The 23,353-nt window shown below is 65.7% G+C and carries 23 protein-coding genes; 6 read left to right on the top strand and 17 right to left on the bottom strand.

The genetic code is table 11. The features are described 5' to 3' along the window. Window positions 1–28: 28 nt before the first annotated feature. The 5 genes from WQ53_RS10295 to WQ53_RS10275 form a co-directional block, all read right to left on the bottom strand. A complete protein-coding gene (locus WQ53_RS10295; protein ID WP_052632083.1) occupies window positions 29–595 on the bottom strand; it encodes a hypothetical protein in 567 nt (188 codons plus the stop codon). A 62-nt stretch (window positions 596–657) separates the two neighbouring features. Beyond that, the gene (locus WQ53_RS10290) at window positions 658–933 is read right to left on the bottom strand and encodes a hypothetical protein (protein WP_052632082.1); all 276 of its coding nucleotides are present in this window, start codon (window positions 931–933) and stop codon (window positions 658–660) included. A 15-nt stretch (window positions 934–948) separates the two neighbouring features. Then, window positions 949–1,287, bottom strand: a complete 339-nt coding sequence (locus WQ53_RS10285; protein ID WP_052632081.1) for a YkgJ family cysteine cluster protein — start codon at window positions 1,285–1,287, stop codon at window positions 949–951. A gap of 221 nt (window positions 1,288–1,508) precedes the next feature. Then, window positions 1,509–1,895: a polyhydroxyalkanoate granule-associated phasin gene (locus WQ53_RS10280; protein ID WP_082113131.1), complete on the bottom strand. Its 387-nt coding sequence runs from the start codon at window positions 1,893–1,895 to the stop codon at window positions 1,509–1,511. Window positions 1,896–2,053: 158 nt separating this feature from the next. Then, on the bottom strand, window positions 2,054–3,022 hold the full coding sequence (locus WQ53_RS10275) for an Acg family FMN-binding oxidoreductase (protein WP_052632080.1): 969 nt from the start codon (window positions 3,020–3,022) through the stop codon (window positions 2,054–2,056). Window positions 3,023–3,187: 165 nt separating this feature from the next. Between WQ53_RS10275 and WQ53_RS10270 the strand changes: the two genes are divergently transcribed. The 3 genes from WQ53_RS10270 to WQ53_RS10260 all read left to right on the top strand — a co-directional run bounded on the left by WQ53_RS10270 (window position 3,188) and on the right by WQ53_RS10260 (window position 6,507). After that, complete coding sequence (locus WQ53_RS10270; protein WP_052632079.1) at window positions 3,188–3,661, top strand: DUF1456 family protein; 474 nt, start codon at window positions 3,188–3,190, stop codon at window positions 3,659–3,661. A gap of 273 nt (window positions 3,662–3,934) precedes the next feature. After that, entirely contained in the window at window positions 3,935–5,593 is a 1,659-nt protein-coding gene (locus WQ53_RS10265; protein ID WP_052632078.1) for a DUF3300 domain-containing protein, read from the top strand. Window positions 5,594–5,610: 17 nt separating this feature from the next. Next, window positions 5,611–6,507, top strand: a complete 897-nt coding sequence (locus WQ53_RS10260) for a DUF2950 domain-containing protein (protein ID WP_082112968.1) — start codon at window positions 5,611–5,613, stop codon at window positions 6,505–6,507. 153 nt (window positions 6,508–6,660) lie between these two features. Here the strand turns inward: WQ53_RS10260 and WQ53_RS10255 are convergent, their stop codons facing one another. From WQ53_RS10255 to WQ53_RS10235, 5 genes are all read right to left on the bottom strand, one after another. After that, entirely contained in the window at window positions 6,661–7,443 is a 783-nt protein-coding gene (locus WQ53_RS10255) for a hypothetical protein (protein ID WP_236685853.1), read from the bottom strand. A gap of 287 nt (window positions 7,444–7,730) precedes the next feature. Next, window positions 7,731–9,104: an amidohydrolase gene (locus WQ53_RS10250; protein ID WP_201774009.1), complete on the bottom strand. Its 1,374-nt coding sequence runs from the start codon at window positions 9,102–9,104 to the stop codon at window positions 7,731–7,733. Between the two features lie 78 nt (window positions 9,105–9,182). Then, a complete protein-coding gene (locus WQ53_RS10245; protein ID WP_144409298.1) occupies window positions 9,183–9,815 on the bottom strand; it encodes a hypothetical protein in 633 nt (210 codons plus the stop codon). Window positions 9,816–9,950: 135 nt separating this feature from the next. Then, window positions 9,951–11,516, bottom strand: coding sequence for a beta-N-acetylhexosaminidase (locus tag WQ53_RS10240; RefSeq protein WP_082112967.1), 1,566 nt, complete (start codon window positions 11,514–11,516; stop codon window positions 9,951–9,953). A 138-nt stretch (window positions 11,517–11,654) separates the two neighbouring features. Then, a complete protein-coding gene (locus tag WQ53_RS10235; protein ID WP_330217130.1) occupies window positions 11,655–12,971 on the bottom strand; it encodes a glycoside hydrolase family 2 TIM barrel-domain containing protein in 1,317 nt (438 codons plus the stop codon). 285 nt (window positions 12,972–13,256) lie between these two features. Between WQ53_RS10235 and WQ53_RS10230 the strand changes: the two genes are divergently transcribed. Next, entirely contained in the window at window positions 13,257–15,278 is a 2,022-nt protein-coding gene (locus WQ53_RS10230) for a M3 family metallopeptidase (protein WP_158497837.1), read from the top strand. Window positions 15,279–15,306: 28 nt separating this feature from the next. Here WQ53_RS10230 and WQ53_RS10225 read toward each other — a convergent pair whose 3' ends face one another. After that, entirely contained in the window at window positions 15,307–15,645 is a 339-nt protein-coding gene (locus WQ53_RS10225; RefSeq protein ID WP_052632071.1) for a winged helix-turn-helix transcriptional regulator, read from the bottom strand. 87 nt (window positions 15,646–15,732) lie between these two features. On the opposite strand from WQ53_RS10225, the gene WQ53_RS10220 reads away from it, so the two are divergent. After that, on the top strand, window positions 15,733–16,059 hold the full coding sequence (locus WQ53_RS10220; RefSeq protein ID WP_052632070.1) for a nuclear transport factor 2 family protein: 327 nt from the start codon (window positions 15,733–15,735) through the stop codon (window positions 16,057–16,059). A gap of 192 nt (window positions 16,060–16,251) precedes the next feature. After that, complete coding sequence (locus WQ53_RS10215; RefSeq protein ID WP_052632069.1) at window positions 16,252–16,743, top strand: GyrI-like domain-containing protein; 492 nt, start codon at window positions 16,252–16,254, stop codon at window positions 16,741–16,743. A gap of 276 nt (window positions 16,744–17,019) precedes the next feature. Here WQ53_RS10215 and WQ53_RS10210 read toward each other — a convergent pair whose 3' ends face one another. From WQ53_RS10210 to WQ53_RS10200, 6 genes are all read right to left on the bottom strand, one after another. Next, window positions 17,020–17,931: a DUF2059 domain-containing protein gene (locus WQ53_RS10210; protein ID WP_158497836.1), complete on the bottom strand. Its 912-nt coding sequence runs from the start codon at window positions 17,929–17,931 to the stop codon at window positions 17,020–17,022. A 284-nt stretch (window positions 17,932–18,215) separates the two neighbouring features. After that, window positions 18,216–18,647, bottom strand: coding sequence for a DUF6794 domain-containing protein (locus WQ53_RS17415; RefSeq protein WP_082112964.1), 432 nt, complete (start codon window positions 18,645–18,647; stop codon window positions 18,216–18,218). Between the two features lie 452 nt (window positions 18,648–19,099). Continuing rightward, window positions 19,100–19,357, bottom strand: a complete 258-nt coding sequence (locus tag WQ53_RS17410) for a DUF5076 domain-containing protein (protein ID WP_428992287.1) — start codon at window positions 19,355–19,357, stop codon at window positions 19,100–19,102. 2,105 nt (window positions 19,358–21,462) lie between these two features. Next, window positions 21,463–21,813 (bottom strand): hypothetical protein, encoded by a 351-nt coding sequence (locus tag WQ53_RS16805; protein WP_144409297.1) that lies wholly within the window; start codon window positions 21,811–21,813, stop codon window positions 21,463–21,465. Window positions 21,814–21,826: 13 nt separating this feature from the next. Then, window positions 21,827–22,606, bottom strand: a complete 780-nt coding sequence (locus WQ53_RS10205) for an NrdJb (RefSeq protein ID WP_052632067.1) — start codon at window positions 22,604–22,606, stop codon at window positions 21,827–21,829. Between the two features lie 92 nt (window positions 22,607–22,698). Continuing rightward, the gene (locus WQ53_RS10200) at window positions 22,699–23,238 is read right to left on the bottom strand and encodes a hypothetical protein (RefSeq protein ID WP_052632066.1); all 540 of its coding nucleotides are present in this window, start codon (window positions 23,236–23,238) and stop codon (window positions 22,699–22,701) included. Between the last annotated feature and the right edge of the window lie 115 nt (window positions 23,239–23,353).

Genomic DNA, 23,353 nt, shown 5'->3' with positions numbered 1-23,353 from the left:
CCTCGACCGCGGAGGCGTGCCGCGTCGGTCATCCTTCCCCGCGCCTGTAGCGCTGGATGAGGCGCCGGATGCCGGATGCGCCGAATATCAGCCAGATGGCGACAGCCACTTCCACCCCCGTGGCGACCACGTTCGCGACCTGCTCGTGGGACCACTCGAAGTACACCGCTCCCGGATGCCGGGTCCTCACGAACAGCGTGAGCCAGTAGGCGACATCCACCAGCGCATAGGCCAGGACCCAGACGCCGATCAGGGTCAGGCCCACCATCAGGGCGACCTGGGCGTCCATCGCCTGTTCCGACCGCGGCTCCCGCATCACCGGCAGCAGCTTCCTCGCCACGCTGAGCGGGAAGAACCACAGCAACACAGCCACCAGGGCGCCCAGCAGCAGCAGCAGCAGGCTCAACGCGACCAGTCCCCGATCCACGTCCACGGCGAACAGCGCGATCGTGCCAGGGAGCTGGCGCAGGACGCCGAGCACCAGGAAGACCGAAAAGAGCCTGACCGCGACAGCGACTACGTCTTCCCTGCTCATGCCTACCCCGTCGTGGATGGATTCCGCCACCGCGGGGAAGAGTACGGATTCCGCGGGCATGGCCGCCACCCCGGTGGCTGGCGAATTCCGGCGCTGTTTTCCCGGCCCGCCACCAGCGGCAGCTAGCCGCCGGATCCGACCTTCAGCTGGCGTTCGCCGGATGCGGACTCGCTGCCGCCTTCCCCTTTTCCTGTCCCGTCCTGCGCCTTCTGCGCTTCCAGCTCCGCCACCCGCTGCAGCACGCGCGTGGTGCCGAGCACTTCGATCTGGCCGCCTGCGCGTTCGAAGGCAGCCAGGTCGTCGGAGATCCGCTCGCTGGTGAGCGCGCGCGTCGGCTTGGAAGGCTCGCCGGCGGGCCTGCGTGGAGGCACGCTCTTGATGGGCTTGCGTGTGGCCATGTCGTGATTCTCCGGTCAGTAGAGCGTCAAGGGGATGCCGCGCAGGCGCTGGTCGCGGTAGGTCGCGCGGATATCCAGGCAGTACGGCCCGCCCATGGAAAACTTGCGGCAGATCAAGGGGCGGTCGGCATAGATCGAACAGCACAGGCGCTGTGGATCGACCGCGGCGCACCAGCCGTCCTCGTCGCGGGCCATCACCTCCACGCCCTGCGCATTGCGTACGACGAAATGCCGCGGAACGGCGTCGTCCTCGGGCATCACCACCACGGTCAGCCGGCAGCACACCGCATCGCAACGGGCGCACGAGGCGTCGGCGTCGCCGGAGGCGGGGGTGGGTGCGGCCGAACGTGGCATGTGGCTCCCTTCCGACCGGAAACCGGTGCGGAAAGCGTTGCGGTGGAGGGAGCGAAGGGCGTCCGGGGAAGCAGGACGGCAGGTCGCGCGGGGAAGCGGTGCCCCCATCATACGCCTCCCGGATGAACGCGACGGCCGGCCGTCCTTACTGCGCCGAGGCCGCCGGGTGCCTGTGCTTCCGGCAGGAACCGGGCGAGATCCCGCGGATGCTGAAGGCAGCCTCAGCGAGCCTTCGGTCGTGCCAGCCGCCGCGCGTTGGCGACCGCCTTGCGGCGCACCGGCGCGAGCCCGCGGGCGGCGATGCGGTCGAGCGTCGCTTCTGCGTGACGGGCCTGCCACGCAAGTCCGGGCACGCCGGTGAAGAGCGAAAGCGCCAGCTGCTGCTGCGCGAGCACCGTCTCCACCCACATCGCGGTCCACGACTGGGCAAAGGCGACCGGCTTCTCCATCGCCATGCCCAGGAATTCCCTGCGGTCACGGGCCGACAGGACCGGCCCGGCAGCCGCCATCCGTCCCAGCCGATGGGCCACGACCTGGGGCGCGGCCAGGCCCAGCTGCGCCCACTGCAGCGCCGCGGACGCCTTGCGGGACTTTCGCGATCGGACCATGTCCATCACCTTGCAAGACGGGAGGACAATCAGCGTAGCAGCGTGCGGCTGCGAGGATGAACGGGTTGATCACGAGTCAAGGGTTCAGGTGGAAGACCTGCTGACGATCTCCTTGATCCTCCCGGTCCTGCGCCCAATTCCCTGGAGCTTCCTTTCCGTCACCAGAGAATCACATCCTCCACCGGCCGACGGAACGAGCGCGGCGTGCGCGGACCGCGCCCCACGCGCACGACCAGGTCCGGGCGGCGCGGGCCGATGCCGAGGAAGGCGGCGAACTGCGACCGCAGTTCCGGCACTTCCACCGGCTGGTTGATGAAGGCGGTGCGCAGATCGAGGGCGGCCGCCTGCAGGGCGAACCGTTCGTAGCTCCGGCCCGCCTCCACCCAGTGCCGCCTGTCGTCCGCTTCGGAGACGAAGACCGCGACGGCCGAGGAACTGCGGACATGCTCGATGTCCTTGCGGTTCTGGGCGGCGGCCGAGAAGGCGAAGCGCATGAACAGCCGGCCCACCCAGTCCGGGACATCCGGGCTTCCCATCACCGGGCCGTAGAGTCCGTCGCCGGATGCCCGCGCGCTGCGCGAATTGAAGCGTATCCATTCCCGCAGTTCCGCGCGCCAGGCCGGATCCGCGAACTGCGCACTGTTGCCCGCGGCGACGTACTCGGCGACCCGCTCGAGTTGCCCGCGCCCGTCCAGCAGCACGACGGCCACGCCCTCGCCGACGCCGGCAGCCTCGAGCAGCCGGCGTTCCCCGGCCACCAGCGGCGTGCCGTCGTAGCGGCAGCGGCTGCACTGCCGCAGATCGATCGCCGCGTACAGTGCGTCATCCGCTCGCGAGGATTGCGCGAGATCCACCTGGATACCCGACGTGGCCTCCATGAAGCCCGGCGAGGCCTCCAGGCCATTGGCCCGCGCCGCAAGGGACAGGTTCTCCGCCGCGCAACCCAGACTCGCGAACAGGTGGTGGTCATCCGGGTCCACCACCGGACACCGGCGCGACAGGTCGGGCAGGACCGTGATCCGCTCCGCCTCGATCCGGAACTGCCAGGGCTGGGTGTTGTGGCTGGATGCGGCCTTCGTCGCGCAGCTCACCAGGTGGACGTTGCGGGATCGCGTCGCGAAGTTCATGCGTGCGCTCCTTTTCCGGTCCGTCTCAATGCAAGAGGATGCCACGGGCTGGGCCGGGTTAGACTGCGAGCAGCACGAACAGGAGCCAGGGGAGCGCTCGTCGAAGATGTACTCCGACCCCTGTTTTCCCGCTTCCTCCAGGCTCGATGACCGAGCGAGTACGCGATGATCAACAACGACGTGATGCGCAGCATCCGCTACATGCTGGACCTCAGCGATGCCAAGGTGGTGGAGATCACGCGCCTGGCCGACCCGGACTTCCCCCTCGACAAGGCCGATATCCCCGCGCTGCTGAAGAAGGACGGCGAGGCAGGGGCGCTGGTGTGCAGCGACCGGATCCTGGCGCATTTCCTCGATGGCCTGGTCGTGCACTTCCGCGGCCGCGACGAAAGCCTGCCGCCGCGTCCGGTGGAGAGCCGCATCACCAACAACCTGGTACTGAAGAAACTGCGCGTGGCCTTCCAGTTGAAGGACGTGGACATGCACGAGACCTTCGAAGCCGCCGGCTTCCCGTTGACCAAGCCGGAACTGACCGCATTGTTCCGGCAGCCAGGCCACAAGCACTACCGTCCCTGTGGCGACCAGATCCTGCGCAATTTCCTGAAGGGCCTGACCCTGCGCTTCCGCACCGGGGAATAAGCGGCGGCGGGGCTCCGCCAGGTCGACCAGCGTCTGCAGCACCGGCAGCCAGGGCATGGATGGCTCCCGTAGAACCGCACCCGCCCGAAGCCGGCACCCGGGAGCGGCGTGGTGGCCAGCGGCACTAGCCGCTTGTGCGTGGCCGGATCGCGGCGCGCCATCACGCCCGAATAACCTTTCGCGTACCCATACTTTCCAACACCGTGCCGGTCCCGGGGACGGCAGCCACCACCGCTTCCAACGACACGATTCCGCACCCAAGGAGCGACTGTCATGCGCTTCAGGATCCTGTTTGCCGCCAGCCTGATTCTTGTCGCCGGATGCTCCAGGGAGAGCACTCCGGCCAGCGACGGCACCGCGCCGCCTGCCACCTCCGCCACCCCGGCCGCCTCGCCGCAGGAACGGCTGTTCGGGCAGGAGGAACTCGACCAGATGGTCGCGCCCATCGCCCTGTACCCGGACCCGCTGCTGGCGCAGGTACTGATGGCGGCGACCTATCCGGGCGAGGTCGCCGACGCGGCGGCCTGGTCCAAGGCGCATCCCGACGCGCAGGGCGACGCGGCGGTGCGCCAGGTCGCCGACCAGCCGTGGGACGCGAGCGTGCAGTCGCTGGTGGCCTTCCCTCAGGCGCTGGCGACGCTGGGCCAGGATCCGGCATGGGTGCAGAAACTGGGCGACGCCTTCCTGGCGCAACCCAACGACGTGATGGATGCGGTGCAGCGCCTGCGCGGCCAGGCGCAGGCCGCGGGCAACCTGGAATCCAACGAGTACCAGAAGGTGACCGCGCAGCCGGTCGCCGCAGCGCCGGCACCGGCGCCCGTGCCCGCTGGCGGCACTGTCGCCATCGAACCGGCACCGCAGCAGGCGATCATCATCGAGCCCGCGCAACCGGACGTGGTTTACGTGCCCAGCTACGACCCGACCACGGTCTACGGGACCTGGGCCTACCCGTCCTACCCGCCCGTGTACTACCCGCCGCCATCCGCCTACTACCCGGTGGGCACGGCACTGGCCAGCGGCATCGCCTTCGGCGTGGGCCTGGCCATCACCGATGCGATCTGGGGCGACATCGGCTGGCACCACTGGGGCCGCGGCGACGTGGACATCGATATCGACATCGACCGCTACAACAACATCAACGTCAACCGGCTCGACGCCCGCGACAACACCTGGCGGCACGACCCAGCGCACCGCGACGGCGTGCCCTACCGCGACCAGGCGCACCGCGACCGGCATGGCCGCCAGCTCGATGGCGCCGACCGCCGCGCCGAGTTCCGCGGCGACGACGACGCGCGCGCCCAGGCGCGCGAGCAGGCGCGCGCTTCGATGGAGAAGCGCGGCGTGGAAGCACCGGCGCGCACCAATACCGAAGCGCGTGAGCGGGCGCAGCAGGCCGGCCGCGAGCAGGCCCGTGAGCGGGCACAGCAGGTCGATCGCGACCAGGCGCGTGAGCGGGCACAGCAGGTCGATCGCGACCAGGCGCGCGAGCGGGCACAGCAGGTCGACCGTGACCAGGCGCGTGAGCGGGCACAGCAGGTCGACCGTGACCAGGCACGCGAGCGGGCGCAGGCCGCCACCAACCGCGAGGACCGCCCGCGCGATGCCGCCCAGCGCGCACAGCAGGCCACGCCGGCGCAGCGCGAGCAGGCTCGCGAAGCAGTCCAGAACCGGCCCGACGCGGCCCAGCGCATCCACCAGGTCCAGGGCAACGACCAGGCCCGCGCCGCCGCCCGCCAGCAGGCCAGCCAGACCCGGCAGGCCAGCCCGCACAGCAACGCCTTCCAGGGCGCCAGCCATCCGTCGGGTTCGCGCGCCGCCGCCGAACGCGGCCACGCCAGCCAGGCCACCGCGCGCCAGCACGCCCCGGCCAGCCGCCCCGCTGGCCAGCAGGTGTCGCGTCCCGCCAACCCGCCACGCCGCGGACACCGCTGATACGAGGAGAAACCACGGTGAACCGAATCCGCCATCCGATCCTGCTGTCCCTGCTGGCGTTGGCGCTTCCGCTGCCGGCGCTGGCGCAACAGGCCTTCCCCGCGCCGGAGGACGCCGCGCAGGCACTGGTCGACGCGCTCGGCACGGACCGCGCCGATCCGGCCAGGCTGGAAACCGTACTCGGCAAAGGCTGGAAGGACTACGTCCCGGCCGACGTGGAGCGCAGCGACGTGCAGGCCTTCCTCGACCGCTACCGCGAACGCCATGCGATCGAGGCCGCCGGCGCCGACCGCGCCGTGCTGAGCGTGGGCACCGACCCCTGGACCTTCCCGGTGCCGCTGGCCAAGGGCGCCAGCGGCTGGTCGTTCGACCTGAAGGCCGGCGCCGAGGAGATCCGCGCCCGCGCCATCGGCCGCAACGAGCTGGCCGCGATCGATTCCGCCCTCGCCTACCACGACGCCCAGGTGGAGTACGCCAGCGTCGACCGCGACGGCGACGGCGTGCTGGAGTACGCGCAGAAGTTCGTCAGCACCGACGGCCGCCACGATGGCCTGTACTGGGCCGAGGACGACGACGGCCATATCAGCCCGCTGGGTCCGCTGTTCGGCGACGCCACGCCGCAGGGCGACTGGCACGGCTACCGGTTCAGGATCCTCGCCGCGCAGGGGCCGTCCGCGCCCGGCGGCGCGTACGGCTACCGGCTGGGCGAGGACATGAGCCGCGGCTTCGCCCTGGTGGCGTGGCCGGCGAAGTACGGCGAGACAGGAATCAAGAGCTTCATCGTCAGCCACGACGGCGAGGTGTTCCAGAAGGACCTGGGACCGCGCGGCGACCAGGCGGCCAGCGCGATGGAGCGGTTCGACCCGGACGACAGCTGGACGACGGTGCCGAGCCGGGCGACGGCGGGGAACTAGCGCGACACGCGGAGCACCTGCAGCTAAAAAGGGGTCAGGTTCATTTTCCGAAGATCGTTATCACTGGCCTGAAAAAATGTACCTGACCCCATTTTAGAAGAAGGCACCGCGAGCGGTGCCTTCGCCTTATGCGGGAAGCGTGATGGATCCGGCTCAGCGGCCGTCGCCGTCGGCATCGCCCGGCAGGGCGCGCTCCACGTTGTGCCAGGCGTCGCGCGTGGCGGCCTTGGCCTGCTCCCAACCCAGGCGCGAGTTGCCCTTGGCTTGGTCCCAGCCTTGGCCCAGTTCGCTTTCCAGGTGGTCGTCCCATTCGCGGTCACCATAACGGGAGCGCGCCTGGGTGCCGTACCGGTAGGCCGGGCGGTAGTCGTCGAAACCGGCATCGGCCTCGCGGTAGTCGACGCGCTCGAACTGGTCGGCGTAGTAGCGGTCGCTGGCGTCGTAGGCGCGGTAGGTACGGTCGCTGCGGTCCCAGGCGTCGCGTACGGCGTCGCGTGCATGGTCCCACTCCAGCTTCGACTGGCCACGCACCTGGCCCCAGCCGGCGCCCAGTTCGTGTTCCAGGCGATCGTCCCAGACCCGATCGGCCATGCGCGCGCGCGCATCCACGCCGTAGCTGTAGGCCGGCGCGTAGTCGTTCTCGTAGTCGAAGCGGGCGTCGTGGTACGGACGCGAGGCATGGGTCTGGCGCCAGAACACTTCCTCACCGGTGGGATCGATGCGCTCGGCCACGCCCTTGCCGGCGGCCGCACCGACCAGCGTGCCGATACCGCCGCCGATCAGCATGCCCAGCGGGCCTCCCAGCGCGCCGATCACCACGCCAGCCGCCGCTCCGCCCACGCCGCCCACGCCTACGCCGACCGGATGCGAGCCGGGCGCGCCGGTGAGCGGATCGCGGTTGAGGTCACGGGTTTCGTTCTTCTTGGTGTTGTCCACGGTGCAACTCCTCATTTCCCGTTGGTTGTCGTCGCCCGTTTCTCGTTGGTCCGGGCGCCTGCGAAGTGCAGTTGATGACACCATGGGCGGCGTGGCGTGAATCGCGCGTCGCGCAGGGAGGGTCGGCGGTAACGCATGGAATGTGATTCAGCGGGGCGTGGGGTTTGGGGAGGCGGCGTGCAGGTGAAGCCCTGCGCTGCCATTTCGCCTGAACCGATCAGGAAGCCCTGTTTTCAGCCACGACGAGTTCCCGCGCCGGAGACTCAAGCGGGCTGCAGCCCGATTCCCTACTTCTTCAACAGATCCAGCGCCGCGAGTGTCATCGCTTCCACGCCTGCCTTGATCGAAGGTTCCGGCTGGATCTCGAACAGCGGCGAATGATGTTCCGCCCATTGCCCGGAGGCGAGTTTCTCCGGGGCGGTGCCGCCGACCTCGAAGTAGACGCTGGGGATCGGCGGGTCGACCCCGACCAGGTCCGAGAAGTCTTCGGCGCCCATGTCGGTCTGCCGCCAATCGGTGAACGCCTCCTCGCCCATGCCTGCACGGATGGCCGCCCGCACGCGCTGGGCCAGCGCGGCATCGTTGGTGGTGGTCGGCGCACCGTCGGCTCCGACCACGACTTCCGGCAACCGGTCCTCGGGGATGCCGGCGGCGCGCGCGGTGTTCAGCGCGACCCGCTCGATGCCGGCGAGGAGCTTCTTCCGGGTCGCCTCGCTGTTCGCGCGCACAGTGATGTCCAGGCGCGCGTTGTCGGAGATGACGTTGGGCGCGCTGCCGGCGTGGAACGCGCCCACGGTGATCAACGCCGGCTCGATCGGCGAGATCTCGCGGGTCACGATGTTCTGCAGCGCCAGCACGATCTGGCTGCCGATCACCACCGGATCGGTGCCCAGGTGCGGCGACGCGCCGTGGGTCGCGACCGTGCGCAGGTTGATCCGGACCGTGTCCACGCTCGAATACATCAGCCCGTCGCTGAAGGCGATCTTCCCGGCCGGGTATTTCGCGATCACGTGCAGCGCCAGCGCGTGGTCGGGCCGGCCGACGCGGGCGTAGAGGCCGTCGGCCACCATCGCCTTGGCGCCGCCACCGGCCTCCTCCGCCGGCTGCCCGACCAGCAGCAAGGTGCCGCGCCACTGGTCTTTCAGCGCCGCCATCCGCCGCGCGACCCCGACCAGCGTGGTCACATGCATGTCGTGGCCACAGGCATGCATCACCGGCATCTCGACGCCTTCGAGGTTCACCTGGCGCTTCGTCGACCTGTACGGGAGCGCGGTTTTCTCTTCGACCGGCAGCGCATCCATGTCGGCGCGGATCATCAGCACCGGCCCGTCGCCGTTGCGCAGCGTGCCGACCAAGCCGGTGTTGCCGATGCCGCGGGTCACCGAGTAGCCGAGCTGTTCCAGCTCGCGCGCCAGCCGGTCGGACGTTCCGGTCTCCTGCATCGACAGTTCGGGATTGGCGTGCAGGTGGCGGAACAGCGCATCGAGGTACGGGTAGTCGGCGGCGACCGCGTCGCCGAGCGATGAGGCACGCGCGGGGGAACAGCACAGCAGCAACACCGCGGCCACGGTGACGGGCAGGACTGACAGGCGCATTCGGTTTTCCCCTTCGGCGTTGCGCCGACGGGTGAGTCTACAACGCCGGCACGCCCGGACCGGCACACCGGGAGTCGTAAGGAACAGTGGTCAGGGACCCAACCCTGAAAATGCACCCTGACCCTTGTTTCCCCTTTCTCTCCTTCAGAATCCCCGGCGCCACGGGCCAGGGCCAGGGCCCGTGCGAATCATCGGCATCGGCCCTTCGGCCTCTCCCATGTGCAGCTGCATGTTGAACGTGCGTTCGTCGCCCTCGTCGTCGATGATCGACTTGCAGTAGTTCAACCCGACCGCACCGTAGCGGCTGGTGCCCAGGCGAGAGTGACCCACGCCCATGGCGACCTGGCCGGTGAGGTCGGTTGGCTCGCCATCCGGCGTGGTCGGACACGCCGAGCGGCGCCGCGAACCGATATCGGCCGGCGCCGCCGGCACGCCCGAGACATCGCCGTGGTACGCGCCGGGCGGATCGTTGCGATAGGGCGACGCGGATGCCTGCGGCAACGACAGGTCGAGCGCGGCCGGATCATCGGCGGCCATCGACGGCAGGGCGGCCAGGCACAGGCAAGCGGGCAGGAACAGGGGCAGGCGCATGGACGGCTTCCGGGATCGCTGCACAGCGGCAGCGTCGATCTGGGCGATGAATGGATCGTAGCGCGCCAGCGGCACCGTCGATTGGTGGATCCGGGAAAACACGAGGCAGTGTTGGGGATCGTTCATCGAACCCGGCCTAGCGGAAAAGGTCAGGCAGCCGCCCGGCGAAAAAGGGGTCAGGTTCATTTTCTGCAGACTGCTTGTACTGACTGAAATGAACCTGCCCCTTTTATGGGCACTGGCCAAAAAATGTACCTGACCCCTTTTCTGAAAAATGTACCTGACCCCTTTTCTGACCCGTTTTTCTAGGCCGGAGTGGGTTCAATGCCGTCCTTCTCCCCAGCCCAGATCCGGTTCGGCGTGGTAGCGGATACCCAGTGCATCCAGATGCGGACGCAACGTACTCATGCGCTGGACAAACCCGGCGTAGTCGCGCTGTTCGACCGGGCTCCAGGCCACTTCAGCCACCGCCGCCAGCCTTGGCCACAGGCGGTTGTCCGCGGTCGCATCAGAATGCACCAGTTCCGACCACAACGCGGCCTCGATGCCCACCGCGGTCTTGAATGCGGTGGGATCGAAGCCATAGACCCGTTCCAGCGGCACCCCTTCCTTGCGGCACCAGTCGTAGGTTCCGGGCTGGCCCGCGTAGTTGCCGTGGTCGAGGTAGAAGTACGTGCACGGCGACAGGATCAGCGGATGTCCCTTGGCGACCGCCGCATCGATGGCGTAGTTGTCATTCCAGAGTTGCAGCAGGACGTCGGGGCGGGTGTCAGCCACCGAGCCCTCCTCCCAGACGATGGCGGTGCGCCCCATCTCCTCCACCATCGCCGCGGCACGGGCAACGAAGTCGGCATACAGCGGGTGCTTGACCTCATCGCCGCCGACATGGATTTCCGGGGACGGGAAAATCGCCACCACCTCCTCCAGCACGTTGCGGACGAAGGGATAGACGACATCCGGCTTGTACAGGCACAGGACGCTGAAGCCCACTTCCAGCCCGGAATAGGTGGACAGGTTGTCCACGTCATCGCAGGCCAGTTCGTTGTACGAAGCCAGTGCCGACTGCACATGGCCCGGCATGTCGATCTCCGGCACGATGGTGATGCCGCGCGCCTGCGCATAGGCCACCAGATGCTTCAGTTCTTCCTGCGTGTAGTAGCCGGTGCGCCCACCCTTGACCGCGCTGGCACCACCGATTTCCACCAGCTTCGGATAGCGCTTGATCTCGATGCGCCAACCCTGGTCGTCGGTCAGGTGCAGGTGCAGCCGGTTCAGCTTGAAGAACACCATGCGGTCGATGTGCCTTTCGAGGTAGTCGACCGGCAGGAAACTCCTGGCCACGTCCAGCGAAACACCGCGCCAGCGGTAGGCCGGGGCATCGGCAACCACGAGACGGGGCAGCCGGTACTCCGGTTGCGCCTGCGCCGGCAGCAGCTGGCGCAGGCTCTGCACCGCATGGAGCAGGCCAGTATCGGTCTGCGCGCTGAGGGCGATGCCATCTCCCACCACCAGCCGATAGCCTTCCGGGCCCAGCGCCGCATCGTCCACCAGCTGCAGGCGGATGCGTACCGCCGCAGCATCATCCGCGGCGAGGCCCAACCCCGCCAGCAGCTCCTCCAGCGCACGCCGGGCATTGGGTGCAGCCACCGGCGCCTCGAGCGCCACCGCACCCGAAAACTGCAACTCGCCGGAATGCGCTTCCACCGAACGCGGCAGCGGCACGATGCGCACCACCGGGGCAGCGGCCTCCGCGACGGCGGCGGGTGGCGCGTGGCTGCAACCGATCCCTGCAGCGGCGATCAGACAGGCCAGCAGGGCTCCAAGCTTGCTCGATGGCTTCATCTCGAAAAAGGCCCCCAGAAGGTTGGGTTCATCTGCTCGTCTCATGATGATCTCTGACACTGGTCCCCCCTTGCCGTCTTTCGACTACCCGCCCAAAAGGGGTCAGGTTCATTTTCCGCAGACGACTGGCGCTGGCTGAAAATGTACCTGACCCCATTTTCGCGTGCTCCTTTTCCCGCTCGCTCACCGCGGCTCCTCCGCCCGGAACGGGATGTTCGCGTACGCGGCATGCCCCTGGCCGTCGCGTACTTCCACGAACAGGCGGTAGTTGCCGGGCCTGGCCGGCGCGGTGAAGTGCAGGCGGCCGTCGCTGTCGGTGGTGGCGTGCAGCTCCACCTGCGCCGGCACTGCCTCGGGGTCGCCGCCAATGGAGGTGGCGGTGCTCTCCTCCAGTGCATACCAGTGCCATTGCAGCCGGTCGCCGTCGGCATCCCTGGCCGGCGCGGTGGCCGTATGCGTGGATCCCGGCGCCAGCACGACGCTGTCGGTGGCGAGGCGGCCATCGATGCGGGCCGGTTCGATTGACGGGGCGCGGTTGTCCGGCCAGCGGCCGGTCCACAGCTGCTGCATCGCGTCGACAGCCGGGGTGGACTCGCCGGTGGGCAGGAACAGGCCATACCAGGTGGGCGTGCGCTCCTGCTTGTTGCCCCACAGGAACACGTACGAGCCCAGGCCCTGGCGGGTGTCGGCGGCGATGACCTCGCGGTAGCGCTGCTGGAACAGTTCCGCCTTGCGCGAGGCATCGTCCTCCACCGGCGCGCCCCAGGAGGTGAGCGGGCTTTCCCAGTGCCCGGTCGGGCCCCATTCGGTGACGATGTACGGCCCGGTCCAGTCGGCGGCGCGCAGCTTGGCCGGCAGCTCGCCGATATCGCCGTAGAGCTGCACCCCGATCAGGTCCAGCGACGGCGCACGCGCCTTGATCCGGTCGATCAGCTCGCGGTCGAAACCGGCCAGCGGCGTCATCACCGGATGGTTCGGGTCTTCCTCGTGGATCATGTCGGCGATCTGTCCGACCGCGTCCCATACCTTCGGGTTGCGGTATTCCAGGTTCAGCTCGTTGCCGACCAGCCACATCAGCACCGCCGGGTGGTCCTTGTACAGGCGCACCTGCTCTCGCAGCGCTGCAAGCTGCGCGGCCACCGCCTCCGGATCGTCGTAGTCGAAGCCGTGGCGTTCCTTGCCCACCGCCAGGCCCATCGCCACCGTCAGGCCGTTGCGTTGCGCACGGTCGAGCATCGCGCGCACCTGCGCCACGTCGGTACCCGTGCTCCAGGTGCGGAACGAGTTGCCGCCGCGCGCGGCCAGCTGCTCCAGGTCGCCACCGGCCGAACCGGCGCCGCGCACGTAGTACGGCTGGCCGTCGACCGTCATCCGGTAACCGTCGGCGTCCTGCACGATGCGCACCTGCGCCGGACCCCCGGCCCTGGCGGTGTCCTGCGCACGCGCCGCGGGCGCCAGGCCGATTCCCAGTGCCAGCAGGCACGCCATGACTGCACGCATGATCCCTCCGGGAAGATGGTGGAGGGGTGATGGTAACGGCACGGGGCTGCGAAAACCGGGACCACCATTCCCGGAAAGCGTCTACGACACCTTCCTCGAAAGATGCATCTGACCACTTTCCCTCCTGGAAGCCTTCCCCGACACCTTTTTCGCCGGACACCTTTTCCGCCAGGAGAGGATAGGGAAACATCCCTGGCATCCCGCTTCCTTGCGGACAATGCACGAAGTTGACCCACGCGCCGCATGCCCTTAACGTGCCCCCGACGCCATGCCGTCGGGGATTCCATGCACGCAGTCCGCGCCGTCTCCGTATGCCTCGCCATGCTCGCAGCCGCCTGCAGCATCGCCGCCTCGCCGCAGGAGAATTCCCTCGATGCCTGGGTGGCCGAGCTGCACGGCGCCCCCGCTTCGGCCGAAGCCTTTGCCACACGCTGCGACGAAATCCTTGCCCGCGCCTCGACCCTGCGCACCGCGCTGGAGAGCCGATCGGGGCCAGCCTCGATCGAGGCGGACTTCGCCCAGTTCGATCGGCTCTACAACGTGCTCAACGCCGGCATCGCCGATGCGCGGCTCGTGCAGGAGACCAATCCCGATGCAGGGATCCGCGCCGCGGGCGAGGCCTGCACCACGCGCCTGAGCGCCTTCCAGTCGGGAACCATGCTGTCGCGCCCGCTCTACGACCGGCTGGTTGCGATCGATCTCTCCGGTGCGGATGCGATCGACCGGCACTCCGTTACCCGCGCACTCACGGACTTTCGTCTTGCTGGCGTTGACAAGGACGACGCCACGCGCACCCGGATTTCGGCACTCAACGCCGAGATCACCGATCTCGGCCTGAGATTCGCGCGTGTGTTGCGCGAGGACCAGAGCGCCGTGCATCTCGCCGGTGTGCACGCCCTGGAGGGGCTGCCGGAAGACTACATCGCCGCCCACCCCGCGGCGGCGGACGGACGCATCCGTATCACCATGCAGTATCCGGACGTGTTCCCGATCCTGACCTATGCGCGCGACGAAGCCACGCGCCGGGCGGTGTTCGAGACCTTCAACAACCGCGGCTATCCCGAGAACGTAGCGACCATCACCGCGCTCCTGGAAAGACGCTACGAACTGGCACGGCTGCTCGGCTTCACCAACTACGCCGAAGTCGCCACCGTGGACAAGATGATCGGCAACCCGGCGCGCGCCGGGGAGTTCATCGAACAACTGGCGACCTACGCGACCCCCTCGGCGCAACGCGACTATGGCCGCCTGCTGCAACGCCTGCGCAGCGACGCTCCGCATGCGGATGCGCTGCAGCGCTGGGACAGCGGCTATGTGCAGGAGATCGTCCGCCGCGAGGAGTACGCGCTCGACGGCCAGGAGGTGCGCTCCTATTTCGCCTACGACCAGGTGCGCGACGGCATCATCGCCCTGGTGAGCGACCTGTTCGACGTCCGCTTCAGTGAATGGGCCGACGCCCCGGTCTGGCATGAGAGCGTCGGAGCCTACGAGATCCACCAGAACGGCCGGCTGCTGGGGCGCATCTTCCTCGACATGCACCCACGCGACGGCAAGTTCAGCCATGCCGCCAATTTCCCGATCCGTCCCGGCGGGCCGGGCGCCATTCCGGTGGGCGCGCTGGTCTGCAACTTCCCGCGCGGCGACCACGAAACCGGACTGATGACGCACGGCGAGGTCGTCACCTTCCTGCACGAATTCGGCCACCTGATGCATGGCATGTTCTCCGGTCACCAGCGCTATGCCCAGCTCGACTACAACCGGCTCGAATGGGACTTCATGGAGTCGCCCTCGACGCTGCTGGAGGAATGGGTGTGGGACTACGACACGCTCGCGACCTTCGCCGTGAACGCGAAAGGGGGGACGATCCCACGCGAGCTGGTCGAGCGAATGAACTCGGCGCGCTACTTCGCCCGGGGGCTGTGGCTCATGCGCCAGCTGGGACTCGCCTCGATTTCGCTGAACTACTACAACCGTGATCCCGCGGGCATCGATCTGGATGCGCTCGCCCGCGAAAGCTATTCGCGCTACGACCTTTCGCCCTACCCCGACGGCATCCACCCGTACGCCAGTTTCGGCCACCTGGACGGCTATTCGGCCATCTACTACACCTACCTCTGGAGCGGCGCGATCGCCACCGACCTGCTCACGGAGTTCGAGGCCAATGGCATGCGCGACCTCGCCACCGCGCGGCGTTACCGCGACGAGGTGCTCGCGACGGGCGGCTCGCGCCCCGCGGCGGAATCGATCGAGGCGTTCCTGGGCCGGCCGTTCAACCTGGAGGCCGCCCGCGCGCGCCTGGAGCGGTAAGCGCCGGCTTCCGTTCCCCCTCCTCGGATCACACCCCCGCCTTTTCTCCTTTCCGCTCCGCCCAACCCAGCAGCGCATCCAGCGCCGGGCACAGCGACTGGCCCCAGTCGGTCAGGCGGTACTCCACCTTCGGCGGTACCTCCGGATGGACCTGCCGTTGCACCAGGCCGTCGGCCTCGAGCTGGCGCAACTGCTGGGCCAGCATCTTCTGCGAGATGCCGGGGATCGATCGTTCCAGCTCCGAGAAGCGCCGCACCTGGCCGCCGAACAGGTGGAAGAGGATGACCAGCTTCCAGCGGCCGTCGATCAGGCGCAGTGCCTGGCCGACGCCCGCGGCGGCCGATTCCGGCGTGTGGGCCTTACCCATGGGTGCGCTACCTACTTCGCGGTGCGTTCTTGTGCAGGCGGAAGTGTCTCCCCAGAATCTGCGCACCGCAAATACGGCGCATCCGCCATGACGATCCAGCTACCCCCAGCCGTCGAAACCTTCTATTCGGCCAGCAACAGCGGCGACGCTAGCCGGCTGCCGGCATGCTTCGCAGCCGATGCGCTGGTCCACGACGAACACGAAGAACACCGCGGCCTGGAAGCCATCGGCGCCTGGCTGCAGGCGACGCGGACCCGCTATGGCTTCCATGCGCAGCCGCTGTCGGCCGCGCGCACGGGCTCGACGGTCGAGGTGCTGGCCAGGGTGGAAGGCGACTTCCCCGGCTCGCCGGCGCGGCTCACCTATGCGTTCGTGCTCGATGGAGACCGCATCGCCTCGCTGAAGATCGGCTGATGGCCGCCGCCCGCGCAGCCTGAAATGGGGTCAGGTTCATTTTCTACAGGCTGCGAGCACTGGCTGAAAATGTACCTGACCCTCTTTGGGGGTTCATGCCCATCGATTGTCGATTTGCCGATCTCCCGGTCGTCGAACCCGTGATGGATAGCGCAATGAGCCCATCGCCTGCCAACCAGGAGAGCCGCCCCGATGCTGACCCTGCCGGAAGTGGTCGAACGACCCGCAACACCCTACCTCGCGCTGAAGAAGCAGGTGACCTTGCCGTTCGATGCCGAGATTCCCGCGATTCTGGACCGGTTGTTTTCATACCTGCATACAAACGGACTGCAGCCGGCCGGCCCAGTGTTTTTCAAGCACAACGTGGTGGACATGCCGCGGCTCGAGATGGAGTTCGGAGTTCCGCTGGAACACCCCGTGGACGCCGACGGCGACTTCACGAGTGGCGTCCTTCCGGCAGGCCGGTATGCCGAGATCACCTATTTCGGCCCCTACGACGATCTCATTGCCGTCAACGGCGTGCTGATCGGCTGGGCACGCCATGCCGGGCTGGCGTTCGACAGTCGGCAGCAGGCGGACGGGGAGTGGTTCGCGCACCGCTCGGAGATCTATCACAACAGCCCGGACGAAGAGCTTGATTCCCGAAATCTGCGCACTACGGTAACGATCAAGCTGAAGGACTAGGCATATGCGGATGGCCAGCCGCTACTATCGATAGGCGGGTGTCGCGGACAAAGAAGGGGCGGGATCACATATACAGGCCGAGAGCATAAATGTACCTGACCCCTTTTTCGATGGATGCCGCGGCACCTAAAAAGGGGTCAGGTTCATTTCTACAAAAGGGGCCAGAGGGAATTGGTGTTTGAAGCAGATACTTCCTCTGACCCCTTTTACGGACCCCTTATACGATGGGTTCCGTTCTTGAAAATTGCACTCTGACCTTACTCCCGGATACCGCGGCTATCGTCCGAACAGCAAGGAAACGTCATCCGAGTACCTGAACGTTGAAAGCATCCAGCCGCTGTCGCCCCTGTACCAGACGAACATCCAGACCATCGCGTGGTTCTGGAAACGGTGCAGGAACACCGAACGGATCAGCGAACCGCCGATGCTGTCGTTGTGGAGCAGTTCGTAGCCGATGCTTTCACCGAAGCGGTTGGCCATGGCGGGCCCGACCTGCTCGAGGTCCGCGATCATCTTGCCGATGTCGGCGTCGGCCACGAGGGTATGGGTCCTGGCCATTTCGAAGGCCTGGCTCACCCGGCCTTTCACGATGTCCTGCATGAACCGGTCCGACAGCGCGACCGCCGCATCCGCCGTCTCGAGCGCGACGGGTGTCCGTTGTGCCTCCGCCGGGCTGCCGGAGGGGGTGCGCCGCGCAAGAATCGCCGCGATCTTTTCCGCGAAGGCGTCATAGGCCTCGCCGGGCCCGACCACGGGCTCGTAGGCCCGGTAGGCCGTGGAATTCGCAGATATGGATGCATTCCGGAGTGTCACGCCCAGGTCGCTGCGATAGAACGCTATCAGGGCGCGCATGTCATCCGTCGAGAGCGACTGCGCAAGCCCGCCGACGAAGGCATCCAGCACGGCTGCCTTCCCATAGAGGCAGCCATCCCGCAGCATATCGGCATAGAGCGCCCGCGCCTCCACCCACTCCGGATCGCCCGGCTGGATGCCACCCAGTAGCTCGGGGGTATTGGCGACATCGCCTTCGATGTCCTGAGCCGACATCTTCTCGATACAGGCCGATTCCCCGTCATCGAACGCCTGCTCGTAGGCCAGTTCCCCGGCGAGCTGCCGGGCCAGTTCCAGATCCTGCGCCCCGGCGACGCCGGCAACCGCCAGGGCGTACATGGAAAGCGCGATCTTCAACGTCGTACGTGTTGCTTCGAGCACCGATATCCTCCCCGATTCAAATGCTTCACCTATCCCTCCGCCCCAAGCAGAGAAATTCCCTTGGCACTTTTCAATCCATGTACCTGGTTGCCTCCGCCTCCCTGCCATGGCGGGTCCGTTGCGATTCGTCGAGCGGGAATTCGTACAGCTGCAAGCGCCGCTTGAACTGCCCCCAGCCAACCGATGACCCACAAGCCGGCTGGTGCCAGTAGTCTCCCAAGAATGAACCTACCCCCTTTTCAATGAATTGTTAGGCCCACTCACTCGGACGACTCCGGCGGAGGCGGAGGCGGAGGCAGAGGCGGAGGCGGAGGCGGAGGCGGAGGAATCTTCCCGATCTCCTCGGTCATTAAAACTTGCCGCCCTTCTAGGTAGCCAATGAACCCCGTGATGAATGGCCCTGACATGCTGTCAGGATGATCTACGCCATTGCTCTTGAAAAAGCGAGTGAGATCATTGTCATGCCAAAGGTCAAACCTGTTCCGGATGGCTGTGCCGAAGCCACGATGCATCAGAGTGATGTCGTACGGCGTTGCCTCCAAGAGATGCGTCTTGTCTTCTGGCGACAACTCAGCGGAGATCTGCTTAAACGGCTCACAAAATATGGCTGGGTCAACTTTGCAGGTGGAGTCGGACTCCACGGCGCATCCGGCAAGCAAGAGGAAAAGTGCAGAGGCAGCCAGATATCTCATGGTTGGCCTAACGCTTGAATTAAGCCATACCGCGAAGCGGCATCGGCTTGAATGAATAATTGTTAGGCCTCGCCACTTGTCTGGCGGACCTCCAAGTAGTACCCGTAGAAAGGGCCGCTACGGTTCACAAGTTTAAGTACTTCAATGTCGGGCACAGACTCGATGCGGCCCATAAGGTCATCAATGGGCTTCTCTGTCTCGAATGGCTTGAGTCCCTGTGGCGCCAGTACAACCTTTGTTGCCTGACATGCCTCGGCTGGCGAATTGACGAATTTGTAATTGACGCCCCCTTGAGTAACGGCATAGACATCGAAGCCACCACCCACGAGTGGCAGAATTGTTTGCAGGATCAGATCCCACTTACAAGACATTTTTGAACCTCACAAGGAGCCTAACGCCTGAATTAAGCCGACGGGCGAAGCCCGTTCGGCTTGAATGAATTGTTAGACATGCTACCCGTGACCATGACTGAATCCGCCTTGGACAGCTGAAGTTGGGTCACCAAGCTCATTGTGGAGTGACTCAAGGATAGCCGAGATGGAATCGGGGGCTGGCTGGCCATACTGCTCTTGAAGCGCATTGGCAATGTGCCGGATCGTGTCCGCGAGGAAGATGCCCCATGCAGGGGCCTCATTGCGACCGTTGTCTTGCCATAAGCCAACGTTGATAGTGCAGTGTTGTCCTTGTTCAGCGATCCAGGCGCTGAGCATCTGGATGGCCTTCTCATCTCGTTGTGCTGCTGGTGGGATGACGAGTGGTTTCATAGCAGGTCTAACGCCTGAATTAAGCCGACCCGCGAAGCGGGTTCGGCTTGAATGAATTGTTAGGCATACCAGACCAGCGAGTCACCATGCTCTAAGCACTCCTCGTAGTGGTGCTGGAACACCCTCATTTGCTGTGGATTGATGCTCTCTGACTCGAACGGCCCAGCGCACCTCATCTCTGAGTCTGCCCAGCCATGTTTAGCAAGTAGGCCACGTGCCGCTTCAAAGTCATGGTCGGGAGCAGCCTGCGATACGAACAGGATGCAGTCGTGCGACGAGCCAATCTCTGGAGCTTGCGCGTACGTTATGGCGCTGCCACCAGCGAACTGTGCTCTACACAAATACAAGATCACGTGTTGTGTCACGGGTATGCCTAACGCTTGAATTTAGCCGACCTGCGAAGCAGGTTCGGCTTGAATGAATTGTTAGGCACCGGCTGCACGCGCGGATGCCCAGTTTGAGAGCGAGTTGAGACGTGCCAAGAGGTCGATTGTGCTCTCGCAAGAGCCTGTCTCCGAGAACACCACCGCATCAGACGACTGATCAATAACCAATATGTCGAGGCAATAAGCATGTTCCCAAACGCAGACGTCTATGAGATAGCGAGGCATCTCGTACCAAGCTGAAAAAGTCTTGGCGGGTAATTCTACGGTCTCAAACTTGAGTTGCTTAAGGCCCGGCCGCTCATGATTCTCCGAAAGCCAAGCAGCAACATAGCTTCTGGCACTTACTGGATTCGACGAATCGACCATGTTGGTCCCGGTCCTAACGCTTGAATTAAGCCGACCTGCGAAGCAGGTTCGGCTTGAATGAGTTGTTAGACGGTAGTGCCCAGCGAGCCCCCAAGGCCTGGCTCCGTGCTCCCCAGCACCGCCGCCGCTGGGGCGAGCATGCCATAAGCACTGGCAATGTGGCTTGCCCGAGATGCCATGAGGTAGGCGGCCGCCGAAGAAGTGGGACGGTGATCGCAGGCGGGCAATGAAGCGACCTGGCGGAGCGGTGTACGGGCAGGTGGCGAGGACGGTAAGGACTACGAACCGGAGCCGATGCGGGACGCCGCGATGACCTGGCCGAAGGAAGAAGCGGCGAGGCGCCTTCCGCACTACCGTATAACGCTTGAATTAAGCCGCGCCACGAAGTGGCGTCGGCTTGAATGAATGGTTATGCGGTGGTGCCCGGCGAGGCTGGCCGATTGGACCTGTGCTCCCCAGCACCGCCACTGCCAGCCGAGAATGCCACAAGTGACGGCGACAGGGCTTGCCCGACCAGGCATCAGCCGGGCGACCGCCGAAGAAGCGTGACAGTGAGCGCCGCCGGGTAAGAAGGCTGCCGGGCACAACGTTGTGCGGACCGGTGGCGAGGACGCTTGGGACTGTTAACCGGAGCCGATGCGGAACGCCCCGATGACCTGACCGAAGGAGGAAGCGCGAGACGGCCACGCACCACCGTATAACGCCTGAGTTAAGCCGCGCAGCGAAGCGGCGTCGGCTTGAATGAATTGTTAGGCAGCAGCATACAACGCTCCCAACGCCAAAGCCTGAGCACAGACGACTACGAAAGCGAACTGCCAATAGGGCCGCGGCTGCCTGAGCTTATGGACAAAAGCATAGAGTGCCTTGCTATACAAGAATTGATAGGCAAGTGACCCTAGAGCTGCCACTAGAAGGCCAAGGAAAGGCTTCCCGTATGGGAAGGCCCAGATGAGAGCAAACAATGCTGCATAGGTGGGAATGCCAAGTACGTGCATGGACCGCGTACCCGCAGAGTCCATTTGTGTGTACTCAAAGATCATGGTCGCCTTCCCCTGCGGCCTAACTCTAAGTAGCCCCCAAATCCGGGGATATGCGCCCGATATTCAGGCTCTTCGGCGAGCCAAGTCAAGATTGAAGCCTTTCTTTATCAAAAGGTTACCGCCCCAAAGAGTGCAGCCGGCCACCTTCGGACCGCTTGCTAATCTCCTTTTCCGGAGCGATACCACTTATCCACCCGTGTACGGGGGATATCGCTTGAGTTAAGCCGCGTCGCGAAGCGGCGTCGGCTTGGACGAATTGTTAGCTGCGACGTTTCAGCCGCTTGATCCCGTGGTAGCAAAGCCACCCGCTCAACGCGGCAATGGCGACTGTGGCCAGCAATGCACCGAACGCCTCATCGCCGTTCAACGCCCTTGCTTTGTAGCTGCCCGAAAGAAGAGATAAGAGTTGACCAAGAAGAAGCAGCCCGCCTACGCCCACGTAGACGATGGAGATTGCTGCGTTGGGCTTCGAAGCCTTGGCTTCAGCGGTCTGACTGGACTCTGGTGCTTTATACGGATTAGCCACGACACTTCCCCCTGAAAGCCAACTTGCGCTTTCGCACCAAGCAAAGAAAAAGGCCCAGGAAGAACCCGGGCCTTTCGAAGTCATGCGATATGCAACCTCAGCCGCACTTGCTATACCCGCAATTCAAACAAGTCGCGCACCCATCCATGATCACCAGCGCCTTGGTGCTGCACTTGTGGCACATGGTCGCGCTGGGCGGGAAGCTGGTGCCGTCGCCGGTCACCGCGATGTCCTCCTGGGTGCCGGCGGACGGCGCCGCGCTCACGTCACTGTTTTTTTTTGAGCGCTCCTCGAACTGCTTGCGCTTCTCGGCGATCAGGGCGCGCTGGTGGGCGCTCATCTCCGGGTCGTGGATCAGGCCGATCGACTTCATGTGTTCCTCGACCACGGCGCCGATCTCGGCCACCAGCGAGGGCATGTACACACCGCCGGCCTTGAAGTAGCCGCCGCGCGGGTCGAACACGGCCTTCATCTCCTCCACCAGGAAGGTCACGTCGCCGCCCTTGCGGAACACGGCGGACATGATCCGGGTCAGGCCGACGATCCACTGGAAGTGATCCATCGACTTGGAGTTGATGAAGACCTCGAACGGGCGGCGCAGCTCGTGCTCGGTGCCGGCGTTGAGGACGATGTCGTTGATGGTCACGTACATGGCGTGCTCGACCATCGGCGACTTGATCTTGTAGGTGCTGCCGATCAGGACTTCCGGGCGCTCGATGCGCTCGTGCATGTGGATGATGTTGTCCTTGGCCGCCTCGGCTTCCACCGTGGCCCGATCGACCGGCGCGGCGACCACCGGTGGCGCCGCTTCGCGCGCCTTGTCCTCGGGGGTGACCACGGCGTATCCCTTGATTTTCTTGTCGATCTTGACGGCCATCTGCGTGTCCTGTGTGCGTTGCGGTTGAGCGGCGGGGACGCCGCCGCCTTCCCTCCCCGCGCGGGGGAGGGAAGGTATTGCGGTGGTGGTTGTTACTTCTTCGCGGCTTTCTTCGCCGGGGCTTTCTTGGCGGGCGCCTTCTTGGCCGGGGCTTTCTTAACGGCCTTGGCCGCCTTCTTCGGCGCCGCTTTCTTGGCAACCTTCTTCGCGGGCGCCTTCTTGGTCGCAGCCTTCTTGACCGGCGCTTTCTTCACCGCAGCTTTCTTCGGCGCAGCCTTCTTCGCGGTCTTCTTGGCGGTCGCCTTCTTCGCCGCCTTCTTCTTGCCCAGTTTCTTGCGCAGGGCGTCGGCCTCGGCAGTGGCCTTGTCCTTGGCCGCGGTCAGCGACTTCTTGGCCTTGGCCACGGTCTTGTTGACCGCCTTGCCGGCCTTGGCGGCGGTCTTCTTCGCGGCCTTGGTGGCCTTGGCCGCGGTCTTCTTCGCGGCCTTGGTCGCCTTCTTCACCGCCTTGCCGGCGCTGTCCACCGCACCGGTCGCGGTCGAGGCGATCGCACTGCCGACTTCCGATGCTTTCTCTTTCACGGTATCGGCGGCCTCGGAAAGGGTCGCCGTCACACCATTGCCATTGCTCATGGGGCCCTCCTGCGGGCGCTCTCTATATGTGTGGTAATCGGGGACTCACTCAAGCTTTCCGGGCGCCATGCAGCGGTGCAACAACCGCGGCGGGCGCCCGGAACAGCGCGCGCCG

The sequence above is a fragment of the Pseudoxanthomonas suwonensis genome, from assembly GCF_000972865.1.
Taxonomy (GTDB): Bacteria; Pseudomonadota; Gammaproteobacteria; order Xanthomonadales; family Xanthomonadaceae; genus Pseudoxanthomonas; species Pseudoxanthomonas suwonensis_B.
This window is presented reverse-complemented; position numbering and strand designations above follow the sequence as displayed.

What these genes read in the sequence shown, in the direction of transcription:
- WQ53_RS10295 (WP_052632083.1), bottom strand. Translation starts at nt 595, where the DNA reads ATGCCCGCGGAATCCGTACTCTTCCCCGCGGTGGCGGAATCCATCCAC.
- WQ53_RS10290 (WP_052632082.1), bottom strand. Translation starts at nt 933, where the DNA reads ATGGCCACACGCAAGCCCATCAAGAGCGTGCCTCCACGCAGGCCCGCC.
- WQ53_RS10285 (WP_052632081.1), bottom strand. Translation starts at nt 1,287, where the DNA reads ATGCCACGTTCGGCCGCACCCACCCCCGCCTCCGGCGACGCCGACGCC.
- WQ53_RS10280 (WP_082113131.1), bottom strand. Translation starts at nt 1,895, where the DNA reads ATGGTCCGATCGCGAAAGTCCCGCAAGGCGTCCGCGGCGCTGCAGTGG.
- WQ53_RS10275 (WP_052632080.1), bottom strand. Translation starts at nt 3,022, where the DNA reads ATGAACTTCGCGACGCGATCCCGCAACGTCCACCTGGTGAGCTGCGCG.
- WQ53_RS10270 (WP_052632079.1), top strand. Translation starts at nt 3,188, where the DNA reads ATGATCAACAACGACGTGATGCGCAGCATCCGCTACATGCTGGACCTC.
- WQ53_RS10265 (WP_052632078.1), top strand. Translation starts at nt 3,935, where the DNA reads ATGCGCTTCAGGATCCTGTTTGCCGCCAGCCTGATTCTTGTCGCCGGA.
- WQ53_RS10245 (WP_144409298.1), bottom strand. Translation starts at nt 9,815, where the DNA reads ATGAACCTGACCCCTTTTTCGCCGGGCGGCTGCCTGACCTTTTCCGCT.
- WQ53_RS10240 (WP_082112967.1), bottom strand. Translation starts at nt 11,516, where the DNA reads ATGAGACGAGCAGATGAACCCAACCTTCTGGGGGCCTTTTTCGAGATG.
- WQ53_RS10235 (WP_330217130.1), bottom strand. Translation starts at nt 12,971, where the DNA reads ATGCGTGCAGTCATGGCGTGCCTGCTGGCACTGGGAATCGGCCTGGCG.
- WQ53_RS10230 (WP_158497837.1), top strand. Translation starts at nt 13,257, where the DNA reads ATGCACGCAGTCCGCGCCGTCTCCGTATGCCTCGCCATGCTCGCAGCC.
- WQ53_RS10225 (WP_052632071.1), bottom strand. Translation starts at nt 15,645, where the DNA reads ATGGGTAAGGCCCACACGCCGGAATCGGCCGCCGCGGGCGTCGGCCAG.
- WQ53_RS10220 (WP_052632070.1), top strand. Translation starts at nt 15,733, where the DNA reads ATGACGATCCAGCTACCCCCAGCCGTCGAAACCTTCTATTCGGCCAGC.
- WQ53_RS10215 (WP_052632069.1), top strand. Translation starts at nt 16,252, where the DNA reads ATGCTGACCCTGCCGGAAGTGGTCGAACGACCCGCAACACCCTACCTC.
- WQ53_RS17415 (WP_082112964.1), bottom strand. Translation starts at nt 18,647, where the DNA reads ATGAGATATCTGGCTGCCTCTGCACTTTTCCTCTTGCTTGCCGGATGC.
- WQ53_RS17410 (WP_428992287.1), bottom strand. Translation starts at nt 19,357, where the DNA reads ATGCTCAGCGCCTGGATCGCTGAACAAGGACAACACTGCACTATCAAC.
- WQ53_RS16805 (WP_144409297.1), bottom strand. Translation starts at nt 21,813, where the DNA reads ATGACTTCGAAAGGCCCGGGTTCTTCCTGGGCCTTTTTCTTTGCTTGG.
- WQ53_RS10205 (WP_052632067.1), bottom strand. Translation starts at nt 22,606, where the DNA reads ATGGCCGTCAAGATCGACAAGAAAATCAAGGGATACGCCGTGGTCACC.
- WQ53_RS10200 (WP_052632066.1), bottom strand. Translation starts at nt 23,238, where the DNA reads ATGAGCAATGGCAATGGTGTGACGGCGACCCTTTCCGAGGCCGCCGAT.